This is a genomic window from Nocardiopsis sp. iso_25 (assembly GCF_056173305.1).
The window spans coordinates 224,302-245,672 of sequence record NZ_CM149667.1 but is presented as its reverse complement, the minus strand read 5'-3'; the positions used below and the strand labels follow the sequence as shown (position 1 = coordinate 245,672).

The 21,371-nt window shown below is 70.8% G+C and carries 25 protein-coding genes; 17 read left to right on the top strand and 8 right to left on the bottom strand.

Annotated elements, in window-relative coordinates; all coding sequences use genetic code 11:
• Positions 1 to 17: 17 nt before the first annotated feature.
• Positions 18 to 785, bottom strand: coding sequence for an alpha/beta fold hydrolase (locus tag AC0VX6_RS01120; RefSeq protein ID WP_475467176.1), 768 nt, complete (start codon positions 783 to 785; stop codon positions 18 to 20).
• A 157-nt stretch (positions 786 to 942) separates the two neighbouring features.
• Between AC0VX6_RS01120 and AC0VX6_RS01115 the strand changes: the two genes are divergently transcribed.
• The 4 genes from AC0VX6_RS01115 to AC0VX6_RS01100 all read left to right on the top strand — a co-directional run bounded on the left by AC0VX6_RS01115 (position 943) and on the right by AC0VX6_RS01100 (position 3,559).
• Entirely contained in the window at positions 943 to 1,476 is a 534-nt protein-coding gene (locus AC0VX6_RS01115) for a DinB family protein (protein WP_475467175.1), read from the top strand.
• Positions 1,477 to 1,593: 117 nt separating this feature from the next.
• On the top strand, positions 1,594 to 1,899 hold the full coding sequence (locus tag AC0VX6_RS01110; RefSeq protein WP_019610812.1) for a type II toxin-antitoxin system Phd/YefM family antitoxin: 306 nt from the start codon (positions 1,594 to 1,596) through the stop codon (positions 1,897 to 1,899).
• Positions 1,899 to 2,417 carry a type II toxin-antitoxin system RelE family toxin gene (locus AC0VX6_RS01105; protein ID WP_475467174.1) on the top strand — a complete coding sequence of 173 codons (519 nt, stop codon included), beginning with the start codon at positions 1,899 to 1,901 and terminating at the stop codon, positions 2,415 to 2,417. Before AC0VX6_RS01110 ends, AC0VX6_RS01105 begins: the two co-directional genes overlap by 1 nt.
• Before the next feature lie 380 nt (positions 2,418 to 2,797).
• Positions 2,798 to 3,559: an SURF1 family protein gene (locus tag AC0VX6_RS01100; protein ID WP_475467172.1), complete on the top strand. Its 762-nt coding sequence runs from the start codon at positions 2,798 to 2,800 to the stop codon at positions 3,557 to 3,559.
• On the opposite strand, the gene AC0VX6_RS01095 is transcribed toward AC0VX6_RS01100, so the two are convergent.
• Together AC0VX6_RS01095 and AC0VX6_RS01090 are read right to left on the bottom strand one after the other, a co-directional pair.
• Positions 3,535 to 3,942, bottom strand: coding sequence for a DUF3817 domain-containing protein (locus AC0VX6_RS01095; RefSeq protein ID WP_248773050.1), 408 nt, complete (start codon positions 3,940 to 3,942; stop codon positions 3,535 to 3,537). The two genes, AC0VX6_RS01100 and AC0VX6_RS01095, sit on opposite strands and share 25 nt — an antisense overlap.
• 141 nt (positions 3,943 to 4,083) lie before the next feature.
• Positions 4,084 to 5,607, bottom strand: a complete 1,524-nt coding sequence (locus tag AC0VX6_RS01090) for a glycosyltransferase family 2 protein (protein WP_475467171.1) — start codon at positions 5,605 to 5,607, stop codon at positions 4,084 to 4,086.
• Positions 5,608 to 5,956: 349 nt separating this feature from the next.
• On the opposite strand from AC0VX6_RS01090, the gene AC0VX6_RS01085 reads away from it, so the two are divergent.
• The 3 genes from AC0VX6_RS01085 (at position 5,957) to AC0VX6_RS01075 (ending at position 8,609) form a co-directional block, all read left to right on the top strand.
• On the top strand, positions 5,957 to 6,688 hold the full coding sequence (locus AC0VX6_RS01085) for a WbqC family protein (RefSeq protein WP_475467170.1): 732 nt from the start codon (positions 5,957 to 5,959) through the stop codon (positions 6,686 to 6,688).
• Positions 6,689 to 6,784: 96 nt separating this feature from the next.
• Positions 6,785 to 7,498: a PIG-L deacetylase family protein gene (locus tag AC0VX6_RS01080; RefSeq protein WP_248773048.1), complete on the top strand. Its 714-nt coding sequence runs from the start codon at positions 6,785 to 6,787 to the stop codon at positions 7,496 to 7,498.
• A 127-nt stretch (positions 7,499 to 7,625) separates the two neighbouring features.
• Positions 7,626 to 8,609 (top strand): NAD-dependent epimerase/dehydratase family protein, encoded by a 984-nt coding sequence (locus tag AC0VX6_RS01075; RefSeq protein WP_475467168.1) that lies wholly within the window; start codon positions 7,626 to 7,628, stop codon positions 8,607 to 8,609.
• A gap of 239 nt (positions 8,610 to 8,848) precedes the next feature.
• Here the strand turns inward: AC0VX6_RS01075 and AC0VX6_RS01070 are convergent, their stop codons facing one another.
• Positions 8,849 to 9,220 (bottom strand): DUF202 domain-containing protein, encoded by a 372-nt coding sequence (locus tag AC0VX6_RS01070; RefSeq protein WP_274975817.1) that lies wholly within the window; start codon positions 9,218 to 9,220, stop codon positions 8,849 to 8,851.
• A complete protein-coding gene (locus AC0VX6_RS01065; RefSeq protein ID WP_212641893.1) occupies positions 9,217 to 9,573 on the bottom strand; it encodes a YidH family protein in 357 nt (118 codons plus the stop codon). Before AC0VX6_RS01065 ends, AC0VX6_RS01070 begins: the two co-directional genes overlap by 4 nt.
• Before the next feature lie 280 nt (positions 9,574 to 9,853).
• Between AC0VX6_RS01065 and trxA the strand changes: the two genes are divergently transcribed.
• The 7 genes from trxA to AC0VX6_RS01030 all read left to right on the top strand — a co-directional run bounded on the left by trxA (position 9,854) and on the right by AC0VX6_RS01030 (position 16,789).
• Positions 9,854 to 10,225, top strand: a complete 372-nt coding sequence (trxA, locus tag AC0VX6_RS01060) for a thioredoxin (protein WP_475467166.1) — start codon at positions 9,854 to 9,856, stop codon at positions 10,223 to 10,225.
• A gap of 518 nt (positions 10,226 to 10,743) precedes the next feature.
• Positions 10,744 to 11,616 carry a phosphate ABC transporter ATP-binding protein PstB gene (gene pstB, locus AC0VX6_RS01055; protein ID WP_013156377.1) on the top strand — a complete coding sequence of 291 codons (873 nt, stop codon included), beginning with the start codon at positions 10,744 to 10,746 and terminating at the stop codon, positions 11,614 to 11,616.
• Positions 11,617 to 11,996: 380 nt separating this feature from the next.
• Positions 11,997 to 12,788 carry a response regulator transcription factor gene (locus AC0VX6_RS01050; protein ID WP_274975816.1) on the top strand — a complete coding sequence of 264 codons (792 nt, stop codon included), beginning with the start codon at positions 11,997 to 11,999 and terminating at the stop codon, positions 12,786 to 12,788.
• 405 nt (positions 12,789 to 13,193) lie between these two features.
• On the top strand, positions 13,194 to 14,381 hold the full coding sequence (gene pstS / locus AC0VX6_RS01045; RefSeq protein ID WP_274975815.1) for a phosphate ABC transporter substrate-binding protein PstS: 1,188 nt from the start codon (positions 13,194 to 13,196) through the stop codon (positions 14,379 to 14,381).
• Between the two features lie 118 nt (positions 14,382 to 14,499).
• Entirely contained in the window at positions 14,500 to 15,507 is a 1,008-nt protein-coding gene (pstC, locus tag AC0VX6_RS01040) for a phosphate ABC transporter permease subunit PstC (protein ID WP_274975814.1), read from the top strand.
• Positions 15,504 to 16,415, top strand: a complete 912-nt coding sequence (pstA, locus tag AC0VX6_RS01035) for a phosphate ABC transporter permease PstA (protein ID WP_130396041.1) — start codon at positions 15,504 to 15,506, stop codon at positions 16,413 to 16,415. The genes pstC and pstA overlap by 4 nt, the downstream gene beginning before the upstream one ends.
• Positions 16,416 to 16,570: 155 nt before the next feature.
• Positions 16,571 to 16,789 carry an EF-hand domain-containing protein gene (locus tag AC0VX6_RS01030; protein WP_274975813.1) on the top strand — a complete coding sequence of 73 codons (219 nt, stop codon included), beginning with the start codon at positions 16,571 to 16,573 and terminating at the stop codon, positions 16,787 to 16,789.
• 68 nt (positions 16,790 to 16,857) lie between these two features.
• Here the strand turns inward: AC0VX6_RS01030 and AC0VX6_RS01025 are convergent, their stop codons facing one another.
• Positions 16,858 to 17,583 (bottom strand): spermine/spermidine synthase domain-containing protein, encoded by a 726-nt coding sequence (locus AC0VX6_RS01025; protein WP_475467164.1) that lies wholly within the window; start codon positions 17,581 to 17,583, stop codon positions 16,858 to 16,860.
• Between the two features lie 139 nt (positions 17,584 to 17,722).
• On the opposite strand from AC0VX6_RS01025, the gene AC0VX6_RS01020 reads away from it, so the two are divergent.
• Positions 17,723 to 18,136 carry a DoxX family protein gene (locus tag AC0VX6_RS01020; RefSeq protein ID WP_274975811.1) on the top strand — a complete coding sequence of 138 codons (414 nt, stop codon included), beginning with the start codon at positions 17,723 to 17,725 and terminating at the stop codon, positions 18,134 to 18,136.
• 83 nt (positions 18,137 to 18,219) lie between these two features.
• Positions 18,220 to 19,020, top strand: a complete 801-nt coding sequence (locus tag AC0VX6_RS01015; RefSeq protein WP_274975810.1) for a MerR family transcriptional regulator — start codon at positions 18,220 to 18,222, stop codon at positions 19,018 to 19,020.
• On the opposite strand, the gene AC0VX6_RS01010 is transcribed toward AC0VX6_RS01015, so the two are convergent.
• Positions 18,951 to 19,826, bottom strand: a complete 876-nt coding sequence (locus AC0VX6_RS01010) for a MerR family transcriptional regulator (RefSeq protein WP_475467162.1) — start codon at positions 19,824 to 19,826, stop codon at positions 18,951 to 18,953. The genes AC0VX6_RS01015 and AC0VX6_RS01010 overlap by 70 nt on opposite strands.
• A 63-nt stretch (positions 19,827 to 19,889) precedes the next feature.
• Between AC0VX6_RS01010 and AC0VX6_RS01005 the strand changes: the two genes are divergently transcribed.
• Entirely contained in the window at positions 19,890 to 20,366 is a 477-nt protein-coding gene (locus AC0VX6_RS01005) for a DUF6194 family protein (RefSeq protein ID WP_475467161.1), read from the top strand.
• Positions 20,367 to 20,480: 114 nt separating this feature from the next.
• Here AC0VX6_RS01005 and hisG read toward each other — a convergent pair whose 3' ends face one another.
• A complete protein-coding gene (hisG, locus tag AC0VX6_RS01000) occupies positions 20,481 to 21,335 on the bottom strand; it encodes an ATP phosphoribosyltransferase (protein ID WP_274975807.1) in 855 nt (284 codons plus the stop codon).
• Between the last annotated feature and the right edge of the window lie 36 nt (positions 21,336 to 21,371).

Below are 21,371 nucleotides of genomic sequence, written 5' to 3'. Positions count from 1 at the left end.
CACCGGACGGGCTCCTCTCAGCCGGACAGGTGCTCCACCACCAACTCGTTCACCCGTTCCGCGCGCTCGACCCCGAGCAGGTGCGCGGCGCCGGAGACGACCTCGAACCGGGCGTCGGGGACCCCGTCCGCCAGCCTGCGGCCGTGGCCGGGCGGCAGCATCGGGTCGTGGGCGGCCGACACCACCAGGGTCGGCACCCGCACGGAGGCCACCAGGTGGCGCTGGTCCATCCCGGCCACGGCGTCGCACACCGAGGCGAAGCCCTCCGGGTCGAGCCCGCCGAACTCCTCGGTCAGCCGGGCCACGACCCACGGCCGCTCCTCGCCCATGTCCGGGGTGAACCAGGGCCGCACCACGTCCGCGGTCACCGACTCCAGGCCCGACGAGCGCACCCGGGAGGCCAGGAGGTCCCACCGGTGCGTCCGCGGGGTGCGGGGCGCCGCGGCCAGCAGCACGAGGCGTTCCAGGGTGCGCGGCGAGTTGGCCGCGATCCACACCAGCAGCGCCCCGCCGAGCCCCGCGCCCACCGCGTGGACCCGGGTCAGTCCCTGGGCCTCCAGGACGCCGAGCAGGTCCAGGGCGAGTTCCTCGACGGTGTAGGGGCCCTCCGGGGCCGGAGAGGAGCCGTGTCCCCGGTGGTCGACCCGCAGGACCCTGTGGTCGCGGGTGAGTTCGGGCAGCTGCGGTTCCCAGACCGACATCGTGGTGCCGAAGGGCGGCACGAGCAGTACGACGGGCGCGTGCCGGGGACCGTCGAGCCGGTACTGGAGCGGAAGCAAGGTCATGGAACCTCCGAGTCGCCAGAACGCCAGGCTATCGGCAGAGTCCCGTTCGGGGCCGCACCCTTTCTCCCGTTTTCCGTCCAGTGGAGGACCGTAACTGACCTCCATGCTTCCTAGAGTCCTCGTGTACCGAGTCGGACAGGGCGGGAAAGCGGTGGTCATGGTGGTCACGACGGCGACGAGCACGGTGGACGTGGAGCGCGCGAGCCTCCTGCGGTTCCTGGGGGACCAGCGCGACTTCCTGCGCCTCACGGTCCGGGGCCTGGACGACGAACAGGCCGCGCGGCGCACCACGGTGAGCGAACTGACCCTCGGCGGACTGGTCAAGCACGTGACCCGGGCCGAGCGCAACTGGATCGGGTTCGTCCGCGACGGGGAGGTCCACCAGAAGACGGACTACGAGGACCCGGCCACCTGGGAGGAGCACACCGACAGCTTCCGGTTGCTGGAGGGCGAGACCCTCGACGGCGTCCTGGCCGACTACGCGCTGGCCGCGCGGGAGACCGAGGCGTTCGTCAACGGCCTGCCGGACCTGGAGGTCAGCCACCGGCTCCCGGACGCGCCGTGGTTCCCCGAGGGCGCCTCCTGGTCCGCCCGCGACGTGCTGCTGCACATCATCCGCGAGACCGCGCAGCACTGCGGGCACGCCGACATCCTGCGCGAGGCCCTGGACGGCCAGAAGAGCATGGGCTGACGAGGCCGCTCACCTGACCCGGTTCCCGGGCGGTACCGGCGGCGGGGAACACTCACGGAGCAGAGAGCTCGGTTCCCCGCCGCCGCCCTTCTGTATATTTTTCTGTACAGTTGAGGAATGGCGATTCTCGAGCACACCCAGGAGATCAGCGTCACCGACGCGGCGAGACGCGGCGTCGCCGGCATCGTCCACGACGCGGAACAGGGGTCCGAGGTCATCGTGACCCGGAGGCGTGAGCCGGTCGCGGCCGTGGTCGCGTTCTCCCGGCTCACAGAACTGGAGCAGGCCGAAGCAGACCTCAGAGACCTCGCTCTGGTCATGGCACGGGATCTCACCGACAGCGGGCGGCGGACCTCCCTGGACGACGTCCTGAACGCTTTCGGGCACAGCCGTGCCTCGCTCGAAGAACTTCCCGAGGACTGATGGCCGAGATCTCCTTCACCGACGCCGCCATCGACGATCTGCGGCGACTCGGTCCGGACGCGGTGCCCAAGGTCCTGAAGAAGGTTCTCCTCCTGGAGGAGAACCCGGAAGCCGGGTACCCCCTGGGCGGTGAACTCACGGGGTTCCGCAAGCTGGTCGTGGGACGCAACACCTGGCGTGTCGTGTACCGCGTGACCGACGGGAAGGACGTGGAGATCTGCGAGGTCTGGGCCGTGGGCGAACGTGCGGACGCCCAGGTCTACGCCGAAGCCTCCTTACGGGTTCGGGAGGCGTCGAACGCGCCCCCCGTAGCCCGGCGACTCGCGGCCGTCATCGAGCGCCTCGGCAAACCGGCGGGCTGCGTGGCCCACGAACCGGTTCCCCCGAGGGAACCCGTCCCGAAATGGCTGGCCGAACGCCTCGTCCACAGCGTCGGCATAGCTCCCGAGAAGGTGGCGGCTCTGGATCTCGAACAGGCCGTAGACCTCTGGAGCGACTTCCGCGCACGCCCCCGCTGAGATTCGCGTTCCGAAAGACCGCCCGGACACCGGAAACGACGGGGGCGCCCCCACTGACCTGTGGGAACGCCCCCGGTTACGAGGTGGCGAGGGTCGCTTCCGCATCCCCCCTCAAAGTACGGAAGCGACCCTCGCGCTGGGAAGCGGCCGACGACTCCTCCCCCCTGGAGTCGCGGCCTTGAAGGCCTGCCGCGGAAACGACCCGGTCGTTCCGCGTTGATGGAGACACTACCCACCACACCCTCGAAGAACAACCCTGAGTCACGATGAACTACTTAAAGTGATCGTCATTCCTCGGCAGACTGCGGGCCAAGCGTGTGTGCGCAGCGTCAAACCGGGGTCATGACGGGGCGCTCGGGGACCGCGCTTAGCCTGGTCTGGTGAGATCACCGCTCCTCAGCCCACGGTGGCTCGGCATCCACCTGCTCGCCGTGCTGGTCGGCGTCGTCTGCGTCGCCGGTACCGCCTGGCAGTTCGTCCGCGCCTTCGAGCCCGACCGCGAGGTCATCACCAACCCGGTCGCGGACCTGGCCGGTGCCGTGCCCGTCTCGGACCTGCTCGAACCGGGCCAGTACATGCACCCGGACTCCTTCGCCAACAGCGCGGTGGAGGCCAGCGGCAGCTACGACGCCGACGCCCAGCTGCTGGTGCCGCGCGTCGTGGACGGCGTGCGCGGTTACGACGTCATCGTCCCCCTGGTCACCGACGACGACGGCGCCGCCGTCACCGTCAACCGGGGCTGGGCCGAGGAGGGCCAGGACATCCCGCCCGTACCGGGGGGCGAGGTCACGGTCACCGGCTGGCTGCTGCCTCCGGCGGGCTCGGAGGGGGTCGTGCCGGTGGACGTCTCCGAGGGCCAGGTCGAGCGCATCGCCACGTCCGTGCTCGTCAACGAGTGGGACCACCCGCTCTACGAGGGCTACGTCACCCTGCCCGAGACGGACCCGGCCACAGCCTCGCTCGTCCCGGCGCCGCCGCCCGAGCCGCCCACCGGGTTCACCGTCAACTGGCGCAGCCTCAGCTACACCGTGCAGTGGGCGATGTTCGGCGTCTCCGCCGTGGTCTTCTGGGTCCTGCTGATGCGCCGGGAGCTGCGCGAGGGGGGCTCCCGGGAGGATCAGCCCGCGGTAGCGGGCTCCTGAGCCCGTCCGGCCTCGCGGTCCTTGGCCTGCTCCGAGCGAACGATCCGGTGCTCGACCACGAAGCCGAGCACGGGGATGGTGCCCGCGAGCGCCACGCCCAGCGTGCGGGAGGCGCTCCAGCGGCGGTCCAGGGCGACCCACAGGACCACGAAGACGTAGGCCATGTAGATGTAGCCGTGCGGCATCGCGATGTAGAGCATGAGCGGCGACTCGGGGCCGAACCAGTGCTCCAGGCCCTGCGGCGCGGCCACCAGGGAGAACCGGGCGGTCTCTCCCACCAGGTACTTGGCGGGCATGGCCACGAAGGTCAGGCCCAGCAGGAAGACTCCGGTCACGTACGCGAGCACCCGGTACAACGCGAACGACACGCGCCTCTTGTCCACGGCTGATCCCCCTCAGACGACTGCGTCCCCGCTCCGGCAAGGCAGGTCCGCGGGCGGGCGGAAATCAGCCTAAACGCTGTCCGGTACCCCGGACGCCCGGGGTACCCGGGGCCGGACGATCTCACATCACCGCAGGTCGGGTCACCTGCCCGAGACGCGGTCCGGGCTGCTCCACCGGCCGTCGGACTCGGTGGTCCACGCCTTGGGGATCATCCGCAGCGCGAGGTAGGCGTCCACGAGCCGGATCGGGAGGAAGAGCAGGCCGTAGACCAGGTAGGACGGCCGCCGCCGGATGGCCGCCATCAGGCAGGTGAGCATGTAGTCCGGGATGAACAGGCCGATGGCGATCGCCAGCAGCGGCAGGAAGGCCGTCACCGCCGTGAAGGCCTCCCCGGCGAACGGCAGGCTCAGGAAGAACTCGCCGCCCAGCGTCCCCGCCAGGACGAACAGGCCGACCACGGTGGTGACCAACAGCACGGCGGAGACCAGGACGACCTCCAGGATGTACAGCGCCAGGCAGGCCCAGAACAGGCTCGGCCACACCCGGTGGCGCCGGACGGTCTGCCAGAAGCCCAGCGTCCACCTGGTGACCTGCTTGTAGTAGTCCCGGAAGGTGAACGGGTCCTGGCTGTAGGCCTTGGTGTCGGGGTTCATCGAGATCCTGCCGAGGCGCTTGTGGTGCACCTCGAAGGTCATGTTGAAATCCTCGATCACCAGCCCCTTGGGGTTGACCTCGATCTCCCTGAGCGCCTCGCTGCGGTAGACGCTGGCGAAGCCCGGCACGATGAAGGCCGTGTTGGCGTGCCGCCAGGTCTGCCCGAAGCGCATGAGGTACTGGAGCATGAAGTACAGGCGGTCCCGGTAGGCCGAGATCATCCGGCCGACGAAGCCGCGCTCCTTCGGCTTCCACTCCGAGACGACGAAGCCCGCGACCGCCGCCACCGACGGGTCGGCCAGCTGCCGCCGGGCGCCCTCCACGTACCCGGGGTCGAGCTCGGTGTCGGCGTCCAGGATGAGGACGCCGTCGTAGTTGTCGGTCAGCGAGAACTCCTCGATGACCGCCTCGATGGCCCCGGCCTTGCCGCGGTTGGTGAGGAGTTCGAGGACGTTCACGCCGGTCTTGGCCGCGATCTGGGCGGTGGAGTCCCTCGACGAGTCCGAGACCACGTAGACGTCCCAGCGGTCGAACAGCCCCGTCGCGGAGGCGATGGCGCCGCCGATGACGGGTTCCTCGTTGTGCGCCGGGATGATGACGGCCAGGGACACCTCCCGCCCGGGATCCGCCGCCCGGGCCGCCACGGCGGCCGGGGCGCCCCCCTCGGAGGCGTCGCCGCCCCGCTCGGCGAGTGCGGTGCCGCCGGAACCGCCCGCGCCCACCAGGACGCGTTCGCGGGCCCCGCCCCCGACGGCGCCGCGGTGTCCGGCGCGCGGTGACCGGAGCACGGCGCGCACCGAGTCCTCGCCCAGGCGCACGAGTCCGACGACGGTCCACAGCAGCAGGTTGGCGCCGAAGGCCAACCACAGGAACACGTAACCCAGGGCGCCGAGGCCGGAGGCCTCGGCCACGTCCGTCGCGTAGCCGAACCAGTAGACAAAGAGTGCCGCGGCCAGGGCGAGGGCGATGAGCCCGATCAGCAGGCCGCCTATGAAACGTGCGGTACGCACAGCGCTAGGACCCTCCGAAGTTCTCGGTTTCGGACCGACATTAACCCGCAAAGTCGGTGTTAGCTTGACGCCCTACGACACCGAGAGGTTCACCCGGGTTCGCTGTCCTATGTAGGCCACGCAAATCGTATACACGGGCTTGCGGAAGATGGTAACCATAAGAGGATATTTGTGAGCAGTAGCTACGGCTCGTCTGTGGTTTGTCCAACATTGTCCAGATCCTGGAAAAATCTGCGGAAAGTGACCAGCGGAGCTAAGGAGAATGCTCGGAGTGATCGGCGTTCCGTCCTCATCCTCATCCGGTTCCACTCGAATCCCACAGGCCACCAGCCCGGGGGGTTACTCCGCCATGAGCAGCCAGGACGGTGCGTCACGCACCGTGGCACTGCACCAGCCTCACTACCTTCCGTGGCTGGGACTTTTGGATAAAATTGACCGTTCCGACCGTTTCATCATCCTCGACAACGTCCAGTTCGAGCGCCGCGGATGGCAGAACCGCAACTACGTCGGCGGCGGCGGAAAACCCGTCCTACTGACCGTTCCGGTCGCCCAGGGCAGCCGGAACGACCTCATACGGGACAAGGTTGTTGACAACAGTCAGAAATGGAAGTCAAGACACTACAAGGCACTCGCGGAACACTGCTACCGCAAAGCGCCCCACTGGAAGGATTACCGCGACGAAATCGCCCACCTGTACGAACAGGAGTGGGACGGTCTCGCGGACCTGTGCGTAGCGACCACGCGCATGCTGATGCGGTGGTTCGGCATCGACACGCCGCTGCTGCTGGCGAGTGAGATCGGGGACTTCCCCGGCCGCAAGAGCGAGCTCCTCGCCCAGATCTGCGCCAAGACCGGCGCGCACACCATGCTCTCGGGTGACGGAGCCCGGGACTACCTGGAGCCCGAGACCCTGCGCCGCTACGGGATCGACGTCCGGTGGCAGGACTTCCGCCACCCGGTGTACCCGCAGCACGGGCGCGCACCGGCCGACTTCGTCCCCCGTCTGTCGGCGATCGACCTTCTCCTCAACACCGGCCCGGAGGCACTGCACGTGCTCAGGCAGGCGAGAACCCAGAGCTGACCCGGACACGGGTCCACCACAACGCCGCGCCACCGGGCGCGGCGCCGCTCCCCGGGAAAAACCCGATCGCTCTCTAGGCAAAGGACGGGAAACGGTATGACGACGGACTGGTCCCAGGAACGCATCCTGGTGTTCGCGCCCCACCCCGACGACGAGACGCTCGGCTGCGGCGGCCTCATGAGCAAGGCCAAGGCGGCCGGCGCCGAGGTGTTCGTCCAGTTCCTCACCGTCGGGGACACGGCCGACATGTCTCCCAAGGGCTTCTCCACGGCGGAGGAGCGCTACGCGGAGATCAAGAAGGTCGCCGACCACTTCCGCTGGGACGACTGGCACATGGCCCTGCCCGGCGACCAGTACCACCTGAGGCTCGACTCCGTCGCCCGGGTGGACCTCGCCCAGCTGATCGAGCGCGAGAGCCCGCTGTCAATTGAGCGGCTCCGCCCGACCGTGGTGCTCGGACCGCACCACTCCAGTTACAACCAGGACCACCGGGCCGTGGCCGAGGCGGTGCACACCGCCCTGCGCCCGTCCAACACCGCGCTGCGCCACCACCCGCGCCTGGCCCTGGCCTACGAGGAGGCCGCCGACCACTGGCGCTCGGAGCCGCTGTGCCCGCCCAACCTCATCGTCGAGCTGGACGAGGTGCAGGTGGTCGACAAGCTCCACGGCATGCAGCTGTACGGCTCCCAGTCTCACCAGCACCCGCACACGCGCTCCGAGCCCACCCTGCGCAGCCTCGCCGTCCTGCGGGGCATGCAGGCGGGCGTGGCGCTCGGGGAGGGCTTCCACGTGCTGCGCTGCCTGGCCTGAGCGCTCCCGAGACCGCGGTCGGCGGCGCCGCGCGCCGCCCCACCGTGCGCGCGGCCGCGACGACCGCGCACACACGCCGCTCCCCGTCGGGGGGCGGCGAGAGAGAACACCGAGTGGAGGGGAAACCATGAAGGCTGTAGTCACCGGAGGAGCCGGCTTCATCGGCTCGCACCTGTGCGACCACCTGATCGCCCGGGGCCATCAGGTCACCGTCCTGGACGACCTGTCGACCGGGTCCCCGGCGAACCTGGCCCAGGCGCAGGGCTCGCCCGGGTTCCGGTTCGTGGAGGGGGACGTCCTGGACCGGGAGCTGGTCGACTCCCTGGTCGCCCCGGCGGACGCCGTGTTCCACCTCGCGGCGGCCGTGGGCGTGTACAACATCGTCGACAACCCGCTGCGCTCCCTGCGGATCAACCTGCACGGGACGGAGAACGTGGTGGAGGCGGCCGTGGCGCACCGCGTGCCCTACATGGTCGCCTCGACCAGCGAGGTCTACGGCAAGAACGACGCCGCCGGGCTGAAGGAGGGCGACGACCGCGTCTACGGTCCGGCGACCAAGAGCCGCTGGTCCTACGCCGCGGCGAAGGGGCTGGACGAGCTCGTCGCCTACGTGCACGGCGTCGAGTCGGGCGTGCCGTGCGTCATCACCCGCTTCTTCAACGTGGTCGGGCCCCGCCAGACGGGCCGGTACGGGATGGTGGTCCCGCGCTTCGTGGAGCAGGCGATGGCGGACGAGCCCATCACCGTGTACGGGACGGGGACGCAGCGCCGCTGCTTCGGCTCGGTGTTCGACGTGGTGCCCGCGCTCCTGCGGCTGATGAACACCCCCGAGGCCTACAACCAGGCCGTCAACCTCGGCGGGCACGAGGAGGTCTCCATCAAGGGCCTGGCCGACCGGGTCGTGGAGCTGGCCGGTTCGAGGAGCGCGATCACCTACGTCGACTACGAGGAGGCCTACGGCGAGGGCTACGAGGACATGCAGCGCCGCTACCCGGACACGTCGCTGGCCGCGCGGCTGATCGGGTACCGCCCCGAGCGCGACCTCAACGACATCATCCGTTCGATCATGGAGCACCGCCGCACGGTCGGCTCCGTACCGCAGCCGGCGTAACCGAACCGGAGGGGACCGGTCCGGGGCGCCCTCTCCGCCTCGGCCGACCGACACGAGACAGGACGACGGAGGGCCACGGCTCCGGCCCTTCCCCCGACGGGACGGTCGCGCGTCCCGGCCGGGTCCCGGTGCTCCCCCATGCCCGCACGAGGGCGACCGGCGCCGGTGGACCGCGGGCCCGCCGAGGGCATGGACGGGTGCGTCCGCCTCCGGGCGGCGCGGACGAGGGGGCCGGGTCCTCAGAGCGCCAGCAGCACCGTCACCACCAGGACGCAGCTCAGGGCGAGCACGCCCGCGCACAGGAGCGCCATCGCCCACGGGCCCGCCACGGACGGCGATGGCCGCCCGGTTCCCGGAGCGGGAGCGCCGTGCCCGCCGGCCCGCCACCGCAGCCACACGTGCGCGGCCAGCACCCCCGCCAGGAGCAGCAGTCCGACCGCGGTGGCCACGCGCACCTCGGGCGGGGCCTGCGGGAAGGTGTCGTCGCCGGGGGCCAGGGAGCCGCGCAGGAACAGCAGTCCCACCACGACCAGCAGGGCGATCGTGCGGTGCCAGGACATCAGGGTGCGCTCCGGTTGCATGCCGGGGTCGCGTTCGACGGGAGTGCTCACAGCAGGTGGCCCAGCAGGACCAGGGCGCACACCAGCCCCACCGCCAGGGCGGTGACGAGCGGGAGCGCGCTCAGTTTCAGGGCCGCGCCACGGCTCATGAGCCGCTGCACGCGGTACCAGCGCAGCGGGGCGTAGACGGTGATGACCCCGGCCAGCACCGCCAGCAGCAGGCCGACCGCGGTGCGCGGCCCCTCCGCCCAGCCCAGCGGGAGCAGGTGCAGGACGGCGACGGCACCGGCGAGCAGGGCCAGTGCGGTGCGCACCCAGGCGAGGAAGGTCCGCTCGTTGGCGAGGGTGAACCGGTAGTCCACGGAAGGACCCTCCGCGTCCCGCGGAGAGGCTTCGGAACCCATCCCGCACCCCCTTTCAACAGGGACGATCCCGGATTCGCCCCCGAACCGGGCCGGCCCGCCCCGCGGGCCCGCGCCCCTCCAGTCGACACTAGCCGTCGTCCCTCTTTCCTCCCAAACAGGTATGTAAGGCGTGTTATGGCGTAAAACAACCGGTTTGAGGGGTGGTTCACCGGCCGGGGCAGGCATGCGGAACAAACGAACGGGCACGACCGCTGTAGCACTGAGAGATGGCGGTTGGCCGACGGTCGACACCAACCAACGAACAGATACAGGAGACCACGTGCCCACGGTCGAGCTCACCAAGGACAACTTCGCGGAGACGCTGAAGGACAACGACTTCGTCCTCATCGACTTCTGGGCGGACTGGTGCGGTCCCTGCCGACAGTTCGCCCCGGTGTTCGAGACCTCCTCGGAGAAGCACACCGACATCGTCCACGCCAAGGTGGACACCGAGGCGCAGCGCGAGCTCGCCTTCGAGTTCAAGATCCAGTCCATCCCGACCCTGATGATCGTGCGCGAGCGCACCGTCATCTACAACGAGCCCGGGGCCCTGCCCTCCGAGGCCCTGGAGAGCCTCATCACGCAGGCCAAGGAGCTGGACATGGACGAGGTGCGGGAGAAGATCACCGAGCAGGGCGGCTCCCCGGAGTAGTACTTCCCGGGGAAGCACTCCCCGGAGCGGTGAGAACCGGTTCCGCGCGCCCCGGACGCCCCCTCCCACGGAGGGCGGCGTCCGGGGCGTTCGCGCGTCCGGACGGGGCCCGGCCGGACGGGAGCGGCGGCGTCCGGGCGGGGCGCCGCCGCGTCCCGGCAGGAGGCCGGTCCCCCGCCCCGGTGGGACCGAAAAGGTGGGATTGGGAAGACCGAAAAGTCATCGAGAGGTTTGCGGCCGGTCACCTGTCCACCCGCCCGGCGAGTTTCGGCCCGCCCGGGGCCCGATCCCACCGGACAGGAGGAACCGCACTCCAGAGGCGGTCCGCACCTCCTTCGGTGACGGGAGGGCAACGCCTCGCGATCGCTACGCCTCCGAGTTCACCGCCCACGTTCACCTTCGCCACGGGGTTCGTTCACCGTTGCTTCATACGGACATATTTGCATGGGTTCGACCGCGCTCCGCGGCTCCGGCCGCGCACCTCCCGCGCACGCACAGTCCGATCCGGAAGTGGCCTCATGTCTGTCAGCAACACCGCCTCCCCTCGCGGCACCGAGACCGGTCGCGGCGTCGCCCCCGACACCGTCCGGTACAACCGCGAGGTTCCCGACCTGGGCGACCCCGTCTTCGACGTCTCCGGGCTCTCCATCTACTACGGCTCCAACAAGGCCGTGCGCGACGTGGACCTGAAGGTGGGCCCCCGTCAGATCACCGCGATGATCGGGCCGTCCGGTTGCGGCAAGAGCACCGTGCTGCGGACCCTGAACCGCATGAACGACCTCATCCCCGGCGCCCGCATCGAGGGCAAGGTCACGTACCACGGCGAGGACCTGTACGCCTCGGAGGTCGACCCCATCGAGGTGCGCCGCCGGATCGGCATGGTCTTCCAGAAGCCCAACCCGTTCCCCAAGTCGATCTACGACAACGTGGCCTACGGCCCCAAGATCAACGGCGTCCGCGGCAACATGGACGACCTTGTCGAGGAGACGCTGACCAAGGCCGCCCTGTGGGACGAGGTCAAGGACAAGCTCAAGGAGAGCGCCTTCGCCCTCTCCGGCGGCCAGCAGCAGCGCCTGTGCATCGCGCGCACCATCGCGGTCAACCCCGAGGTGATCCTGATGGACGAGCCCTGCTCGGCGCTCGACCCGATCGCGACCCTCAAGATCGAGGACCTGATGTACGAGCTGGCCAGCGAGTACACCATCGTCATCGTCACGCACAACATGCAGCAGGCGGCGCGCGTGTCCGACCGCACGGCCTTCTTCACCGCCGGTGTGGACGACGCGGGCGACCGCTACGGCAGCCTGGTGGAGTTCGACGAGACCGCCACGATCTTCAGCAAGCCGTCCGACCAGAGGACTGAGGATTACATCAGCGGTCGCTTCGGCTAAACCGCTGACCTCCGGCTCTCCCACAGACGGGGACCGCTGATCGGTGAGGTCGCTTCGGCCAAACCGCTGACCTCCGGCTCTCCCACAGACGGGGACCGCTGATCGGTGAGGTCGCTTCGGCTAAACCGCTGACCTCCGGCTCTCCCACAGACGGGGACCGCTGATCGGTGAGGTCGCTTCGGCCAAACCGCTGACCTCCGGCTCTCCCACAGACGGGGACCGCTGATCGGTGAGGTCGCTTCGGCCAAACCGCTGACCTCCGGCTCTCCCAAGGCCGCGGGCCCTCCGGTCGCGACCGCCGACCGGAGGGCCGTTTCGGTCAGGCCGGAGCACCCTCCCGGGGATCCGCCCCACTGTTCCTTCGACGAAGTGGACCTCCCATGCCCGCGCTCACAACGTCCGCATCCGTCCCGTTCCCGGGCACCCCGGTCGAGGACGAACTGGTCGAGCGCTCGGAACGGTCGGAGGGACCGCTCCGGGTCCTGCTGGTGGAGCCCGAGTCGGAGCAGTCGCACCAGCTGGTGCTGTCGCTGAGCGGGCACGACGTGGACATCACGGTGTGCGTGGACGGCGCCGAGGCGCTGTTGCGGGTGGGGATGATGCGACCGGACACCCTGGTCACCAGCGCCACTCCGCCCGAGGTGGACCTGGAGACGCTGGTGCGGGTGACCCGGCGGGCGACGGACATCCCGATCCTCATCGGGGTGGGCCCCGGCGACTCCCAGCGGGCGATGCGCGCGCTGGCGGCCGGAGCCACCGCGTGCGTCAACCGCCCCTACCGGATCCCGGAGCTGGCGGCGCTGCTGCGCGGCTCCCTCCCGGGACCGGACGGCGGCGGCCCGGACGGCACCGTCTCCTCGGCCGCGCTGCGTTCGGGCGCCCTGGAGCTGGACGCGCTGGGGCACCGGCTCTTCGTGGACGGCAACCCGGTCAACCTGGCGCTGCGGGAGTTCGGGATCATGGACTTCCTGCTGAGGCACAGCGGCAGGGTGGTCAGCCGCGAGGAGCTGTGGACCGAGGTCTGGCACAAGCCGCTGCCTCCGGTGAACAACACCATCGCCGTGCACATCCGTCGCCTGCGGCACAAGCTGGGTGACTCCGAGGCACAGCCCAGGTTCATCCACACGGTCCGCGGGATCGGCTACCGGCTGGACACGGCGAACGGTTCCTGAGCGGAGGGAAAGCGCGGGACGGGGTTCGTGAATTCCCCTCCGCCGGGTCCTTTCGGTGATGCCGACGAGACCCCTTGTTCATCTTCACGTCATCTCAGTCCGAGACGAACGCGAAGATGAACCGCCGAACAATCCGACGTGTCACCTCCGCCACCGGGGAACCACCGCTCCGCCCCGGCATCCACGGCCATACCCGCAGGTCATCACCGCCTGTCCCCGGAACATGACAGAATCCGCGCTGAGCCGAAAAAACGAACCCGTTATCAGATGGTTACCGCCATTCACTTCGCATTCACCCTTCTTCTACCATCCCGCCTTCATTTCGATGACACAGCGTCTTCCTGCGCACTTACTGTCGTTTCACGTCAGCCCCGACAGCGGTGATTCAACGAGGAGAACTACGACATGCGCAACGGGCGTTCCAAGCTCGCCGTCCTGGCGGCCATCCCCCTGCTCGCGGCGGCGTGCAGCAGCGGAGGCGACACCGCCGGTGACGGCTCCGGCGGCGGCGGGGGCGACCTCAGCGCCTCCCTGACCGGTGCCGGTGCCAGCTTCCCCGACCCCCTGTTCCAGGACTGGATCTACACCTACTCCAACGACGTCCAGCCCGGCGTCAGCGTCAACTACCAGAGCGTGGGCTCCGGTGCCGGCGTGGAGCAGTTCCTGGAGCAGACCGTCGACTTCGGCTCCTCCGAGGAGCCCCTGAACGAGGAGGACCTCGCGGCCGCCTCCGAGGCTCGCGGCTGTGAGGCCGTGCAGTTCCCGGTCGTCTTCGGCGCGGTCGTCATCGCCTTCAACAACCCCGAGCTGGACGGCCTGGTCCTGGACCCGGCGACCATCGCGGCCATCTACGACCGCGAGATCACCACGTTCGACGACCCGGCCATCGCCGAGCTCAACCCGGACATGGAGCTGCCCGGCGACGAGATCATCCCCGTCCACCGCTCCGACAGCTCCGGCACCACCTACGTGTTCTCGCACTACCTGAGCACCGAGGTCGACTCCTGGGCCGAGAAGTACGGCGAGGGCAAGGAGATCGAGTGGGCCGACGGCCTGGTCGGCGGCCAGCAGAACGACGGCGTCGCCCAGGGCATCACCCAGAACCCCGGCGGCATCGGCTACGTGAACCAGTCCTTCGCGCAGGAGGCGGGCCTGTCCGTCGCCCACATCGTGAACGAGGACGGCAACCCGATCGAGCCGACCCTGGAGTCCACCATCGCGGCCTCCGAGGAGGCCGAGATCCCGGAGAACTTCCAGTTCGCGATCGACAACATCGGCGGCGAGGGCTACCCGATCGCCGGTTCCAACTGGATCTTCACCTACACCTGCGGCTACGAGCAGGCCAGCGCCGACGCCATCATCGACTTCTGGACCTGGGCCCTGACCGACGAGGGCGCCCGCGACCTGGCCGGTGAGCTGGGCTACGCGCCGCTGGGCCAGGAGCTGACCGACCGCGTCGTCGCCGAGCTGGAGAAGACCAACTCCGCCGAGGGCGGCGCTGAGGGCGGCGCCGACGCCGGTGCCGAGGAGGAGGCCGGAGCCGAGGAGAGCGCCGAGGAGAGCGCTCCCGAGGCCGAAGCCACCACCGAGTAGGAACGCCCCGCGGGGCCGGGAGAGTCGTCCCGGCCCCGCACGCCTTCTTCCCAACCTCCGCCCCCGCCCCGGGGCGGGACGCTCTCCACTCCCCACGAAAGCCACAGAGGAGAAGCACATGTCCACCGAGGCCCGTGAGGCCCCCCAGGCCCCCGAGGACTCCCGGCGGGGGACGCTGAAGTCCGGCAAGGGGCGCCTGGGCGATCCGATCTTCAAGTGGGCCGTCGCGGCCTGCGGCACCCTGGTCCTGATCATCCTGGCGCTGATGGTCATCCGGACCACCAGCGAGGCCTGGCCGGTCTTCGTCAAGGAGGGCTTCTTCGGCTTCCTCCTCGGGCAGGACTGGCAGAGCGGCGGCTCGCGCACGGAGATCACCGGCGTCTACGGCGCCTGGCCCTTCATCTACGGCACCCTGGTCACGGCGGCCATCGCGATCGTCATCGCGCTGCCGCTGGCGATCATGGTCGCCGTCTACCTGACCCACCTGGCCCCGCGCCGCCTCGCCAAGCCGCTGTCGTACACGGTCGAGCTGCTCGCCGCCGTGCCCAGTGTCATCTTCGGCCTCTGGGGCCTGCACTGGTTCCTGCCGAACGTGATGCGGCCCTTCTTCGTCTGGCTGGAGAGCACGTTCGGCTGGTTCTTCCTCTTCGAGGGACCGGTGCGCGGTGTCGGCTACCTGCCCGCGGGCATCGTGCTGGCCATCATGATCCTGCCGATCATGACGGCGCTCATCCGCGAGGTCGTCGTCGTCCAGCCGATCGAGCAGCAGATGGCCGCCTACGCCCTGGGCTCCACCCGGTGGGAGGTCATCACCAAGGTGATCCTGCCGGCCAGCTTCTCCGGGATCGTGGCCGCGGCCATGCTGGGGCTGGGCCGCGCCCTCGGCGAGACCATCGCCGTGCTGATGCTGATCGGCGGCACCCAGGGGTGGAGCGGCAGCCTGTTCGGCACCGGAAGCAGCATGGCCTCGCACATCGCCGCGTCCTTCGGTGAGGCGTCGCCCGAGGTCCGGACGGCGCTGATGGCGATCGGCGTCGCCCTCTTCCTGGTCACGATGATCGTCAACATCCTGGCCCGCGTCATCGTCTGGCGCCTGGGGCAGTTCACGGGAGACTCCGCCGTATGAGCACAGCAACCACCACTCCTCCGGACGCCCGGCACACCCCCCTGAGCCAGCGCCCGCCCGGCTCGGGCTTTCGCAGGTTCAAGGACCGCTCGGCGTCGGTGGCACTGACCGCCGCGATGGTCCTGGCGATGATCCCGCTGGTCCTCATCATCTTCGAGGTCACCCGGCGCGGCATCGGCGTCGTCAACCTGGAGTTCTTCACCGCCACCGAGCCCCCGCCGCGGCGCGAGGGCGGCGGTTACGCCGCCGGGTTCTTCGGCACGCTCTACATCATGGCCCTCGCGGTCGTGATGTCGATCCCGTTCGGCATCGCCACGGCCGTCTATGTCGTGGAGTACGGTCCCAACCGCCTGACCGGCGCGATCCGCTTCTTCACCGACGTGATGACGGGTATCCCCTCGATCTTCGTCGGTCTGTTCGTGTACGGCCTGATCGTCATCGGCTGGGGCCAGATGGGCTTCGGCACCTTCGCCGGCGCCCTGGCGATCGCCATGATGATGCTGCCGATCGTGACGCGGTCCGCGGAGGAGATGCTGCGGCTCGTGCCCAACGAGATGCGCAACGCCAGCTACGGCCTGGGCGCGCGCAAGTGGCAGACCATCGTGCACACGGTGCTGCCCGCCGCCGCCCCCGGTCTGACCACCGGTTCGATGCTGGCCGTCGCCCGCGGCATCGGCGAGACCGCCCCGCTGCTGCTGACCGCGTTCGGCACCGGCCTGGTCGTGACCGCCTTCCAGGGCGAGCCGCAGGGCGCCGTGCCGATGCAGCTGTACCGGGGCGCCATGCAGCCCTTCGAGGCCGGTATCGACCGCGCGTGGGGCGCCGCCCTGTGCCTGTTCCTGCTGGTGCTGCTGTTCACCGTGATCGCGCGGTGGATCGGCTCGCGGGCCTCCGTGGGCAGCCGCTAGCGACCCGACCCCGAGGGGCCGCGCACCGGAGAGTCCTCCGGTGCGCGGCCCCTCCGGCTCTGCGGGCGCCGGCATCCCGTCGGCTTCCCGAACCGCCCCCTCACCGGTAATCTTGCGCCGGACCCGCCACCGCGACTCCCTGGAGACGAACGCAGATGCCCGACACCAACGAGTACGCGACGACCTTCGCGTTCGTCGACGCCGACAGCGACGGCCGCATCTCCGCGCAGGAGTACGCCGACCTGATGCACCGCCTCGGGGACAGCTGCACCGAGGAGCAGGCCCTGGGTGCGATCGAGGCCATGGACCAGGACGGCGACGGGCTGATCACCCTGGACGAGTTCACGGCCTACATGTCCGACACCAGGAGCTGAGCCCCCCGGCGGGGGCCGCCCCGCGGTGCCGCCCTCGGGCGGCACCGGCGCGAACGCGGCCGCCCGCCTCAGCGCGGCTCGCGCGCCAGGTAGACGGTGTCGGGCACGCCGCGGGCGACCGGCACCTCGATGACCTCCACCGAGGCGAACCCGTCCCGCAGCGACTCCTCGAAGGCGGGCACCGCGTTGGCGCTCCAGAAGGCCAGGACCCCGCCGGGGGCGAGCAGGCGGGTGAGCTGTTCCAGTCCGGCCGCCTCGTAGAGGCGGTTGTTGTTCTCCACCACCGTCCAGTCGGGCCCGTTGTCGGTGTCCAGGCAGACCACGTCGTAGCGGACGGGGTCCGCGGCCGAGGACGCCTCCTCCAGCCAGGCCACGATGTCGGCGTTGACCACCCGGCAGCGCGGGTCCCGGTGCACGTACTCGGCGGCCTCGCCCAGTTCCCCGTCGTGCCAGGCGATGACGTGGGGTTCGAGTTCCACCACGTCCACCACCGCCACCCGGGGGTGCTCCAGGGCCTCGCGGGCGGAGAAGCCCACGCCCAGGCCGCCGATGAGCACCCTGGAGCGCGAGCGGCCCGCGGGGAGGGCGGTGAGGGCGGCGCGCACCATCTCGCGCTCGGAGGTGCCGTCGCGGGTGTCCATGAGGAAGACGCCGTTGGAGTAGATCTCGTAGTGCGCGCCCACGCGGCGCAGCACGAGGTCGCCGCCGGTCTCCCCGGTCACCCTCGCCAGCGTGACGGTCTCCTCCTCTGGCTCACGGAAGGCGGGGGCGGTGTACGTCGTCGGCTGGTCCATACCCCACATTGTGCCCGCCCGGCGCACGCGTCCGCGTTCCCGTCGAGGGGACGGACGGCGCTCCGCCCGGGGGGGTCGTCGCGAACCAGGGGGTTACCGAAGAGTAGGGTCGGCATCCACCCCACCGAAGGAGGACTCCATGCAGGTGAAGCGCGGACGCGGCGGACTGCTCGACCGGGTGCGCGGGGCCGCTCCCTACGCCCTCGGCGGCCTGTTCGTGGCTTCGGGCGTGCTGCACTTCGCGGCGCCCAAGCCCTTCCAGGCGATCATGCCCCGCTCCCTGCCCGCGCCGCGCACGTGGGTCTACGGCAGCGGCGCGGCCGAGCTGGTCTGCGGCGCGGGGCTGCTGACGCGCAGGGCGTGGGCCGGACCGGCGAGCGCGGCCCTGCTGCTCGCCGTGTGGCCCGCCAACGTCCAGATGGCCCTCGACTCGGGCACGGGCAGGCTCCGGGGCCCGGCCGACAGCCGCCTCGTGGCCTGGGGCCGCGTGCCGCTCCAGATCCCGCTCGTCTGGGCCGCCCTCCAGGCCCGCCGCGGGGACCGGGAGGACTGACCGGCGGCGGCCCGCGCCGGGGCGCCGCCGGACCCGGAGCGCCCGCTTGCCCCTCCCCTTGGGGGAGGAGCCACAGTGGAACCATGCTTCCCATCGGTTCCTTCAGTGAACTCACCGGCCTCTCACACAAGGCACTGCGCCACTACCACTCCCTCGGGCTGCTGGTCCCGGCCCGTGTGGACGAGGACACGCAGTTCCGCTGGTACACCGTCGACCAGATCGAGCGCGCCGGGCAGATCGTCACCCTGCGCCGCGCGGGCATGGGTCTGGACACCGTCCGGCGCGTGGTGGACGACCCCGGCCTGGCCCCGGAGGCGCTGCGCCGGCACGCCGAGGACCTCCGGCGCGAGCGGGAGGACCAGGACCGGGCACTGGAGGAGGCCCTCGCGGTCCTGGCGTGGGAGCCGGAGGTGGAGGTCCGGCCCCGGCGGGCGCGCACGGCCCTCACGGGGGTGTCCGCGCTCTCCCCGGACGGGGGCTTCGACATGGACCGGGAGCGCGCCGAGGCGCACGCCCTGGCCGAGCGGCTCGGCGCTCTGGCCGACGAGCGCGGGTGGCGCGCCGACGGGCGGTGGTGGAAGAGCCTGGAGCCGCGGGCGGGCGAAGCGGGCTACCGGGTGTGCGTGCCGGTCGCGGAGGCCGGGCCCTCACCGTCCCCGCTGCCGGAGGGCGTGGAGCTGGTGGAGTACGCGCAGGGCTCCGAGGTCCGGCTGCTGATGCCCGGCCGGGAGAGCCTGGGCGGCCTCACCCTGGCGCTGACCCACCTGTTCGGGCACGAGGTCGAGGGCATGTTCGCCGACGTGGGCGCCCTGCGTCAGTCGGAGTACGACGGGGGCGTGGAGTTCGCCGTCGGATTGCGGCCGCTGGCGGAGGCTCCGGAGTGAGGGGCCGTCGGCCCGGGTTCCGCGCCTGAAGGTCCCCGGGCCGCGGCTCCCTCGTCCGCGGGACCGGCGTCCGCGGGCACCGTGTGCGGTGTCCGCGCCGACCGCAGCAGGGCGCCGAGCGCGGCGGCGCCCTCGACCAGGGCCGCCGACCGGGCGTCGATGCTCGCGTCCCGGGCGGCCAGCGCGGCCGTCACCTCGTCCCACCGGTGCGCGCGGCGCAGCTGCGGCATCAGGCTGCGCAGCGGTGCGACGCGGTACCCGGCCATGCGCAGCTGGTGGACGATCCGCGCGTCCCTGGCGTCGGCGGGCGAGTACCTCCGCGCTCCCCCGGGGGAGGTGCGGCCGGGCACGACGAGCCCCTCGGCGTCCCAGTGCCGCAGCGTCGAGGGCCGCACACCGAGCGCGGCGGCGAGTTCGGAGACGCCCATGGAGTCCGCCGGGCGGACGTCCCCGACCGGCTCCGCGGCGATCGCCTCCGCGGCCTCCCTGGCCAGTCCCAGCTCCCGGCGCTCGGTGTGGAGCCGGGCGTGCGCGGCGTCCAGGAGGGCGAGCAGGTCGGAGGCCGGGTACCCGTGCGCGGCGCGCACGATCCGCCCGGCCTCGGCCGGGCCGGTCCCGGCGGCGAGGGCCCGGTAGGCCAGGGCCGAGCACACGTGCGCCTCGGCGTAGACCCGGTAACCCGAGGCAGTGCGCGCCGCCGGGGGCAGCACGCCGTCGCGTTCGAGGTTGCGCACCTGCTGGACGGAGTACCCCGAGCGCCGGGCGACGTCGACCGTGCGCATGGCGGTCGAGTTGCGACTTCCCACTCCCCCACCTCGCACTCCTCGGGGAAAAGTCTCCACAACCACATGAATGTAACGCTTGAACGCATGAACATCGAAGAGATCACCGCGTTCCTCGGGAGCCTGGAGGGCGTGCTGACCCTCAGACCGCGGCCGGGCGACGGCTCCCCCGAGGTCAGCTGGGGCGACACGTTCTTCTACTACGCGCCCGACGGCGCCGTCCCCGCCGCGACCCAGCCCTTCGCGACCGTCGTGACGAAGGACTACCCCGACGACCGGGCGTCGCGCCTGGACCGGCCCGGCGTCTTCCGGCTGAACATCGCCGCCGGCAGGGAGGCCTTCGTCAACTGGACGGGCCGTGAACCGCGCGAACCGGCCGACCCGGGCGCGGACCCGAGCGCGGCGGACACGGTGGTGGCGCACCCCGTCTACGGCGGTCTGGGCTGGCTCTCCGTGGTGAACCCCGGGCCGCGGACCGGGGAGGCGGCCCGGGAGCTGCTGCGCACCGCACACGGCCTCGCCCGCGCGCGCCGTCAACGGCGCACCGGGACGGAGCCGGACTGACGGGCCGCGTCGAACTGGGGGGCGACGCCACCGCGCGGACGTCCGCCGGAACGCGCGGGACCGGCGGGGGTCGGCGTCATGTCGTCCCCGCCGGTCCGGTGTTCAGGACACCGCCTACAGGCGGCAGGCGTAGATGTCGGTGACCAGGATGGCGCGGGCGCCGAGCTGCCACAGGTCGTCCATGATCCGCTGGGCGTCCTTGCTCGGCACCATCGAGCGGACCGCGACCCAGCCCTCCCGGTGCAGCGGGGAGACCGTCGGCCCCTCCATGCCCGGGGTGAGCGCGACCGCCGCCTCCAGGCGCTCGGCGTGCACGTCGTAGTCCATCATCACGTAGTCGCGGGCGACCAGGACGCCGCGCAGACGGCGCAGCAGCGTGTCGAACTTGGGGTTCTCGGGGGCCCCGGACGGACGGATGACCACCGCCTCGGAGACCAGGATCGGCTCGCCGAAGGTCTCCATGCCCGCCTGGCGCAGGGTGGTGCCGGTGGAGACCACGTCGGCGACGGCATCGGCGACGCCGAGCTGGACGGAGCTCTCGACCGCGCCGTCCAGGTGGATGACGCGGGCGTCGACGCCCTGAGCGTCCAGGTAGGAGCGCAGGAGGCCGTCGAAGGACGTGGCGACGCGCTTGCCGTTGAGGTCGGACACCTTCATGCCGGCGCCGCCGGGCGCGGCGAAGCGGAAGGTGGAGCCGCCGAAGCCCAGCGGCAGGACCTCGTCCACGGCGGCGCCGGAGTCCAGCAGCATGTCGCGGCCGGTGATCCCGGCCTGGAGGATGCCCTCGCCGACGTAGACGGCGATGTCCTTGGGGCGCAGGAAGAAGAACTCGGTGTCGTTGTCGGGGTCGATCATGACCAGGTCGCGGCTGCTCTTGCGCTGCCGGTACCCGGCCTCGCGGAGCATCTCCACGGCGGGTTCGGAGAGCTGGCCCTTGTTGGGCACGGCGATTCTCAGCATGTCGGGCATGTTCACGGCTTTCTCGTGGCTGCGTGTACGGGGACG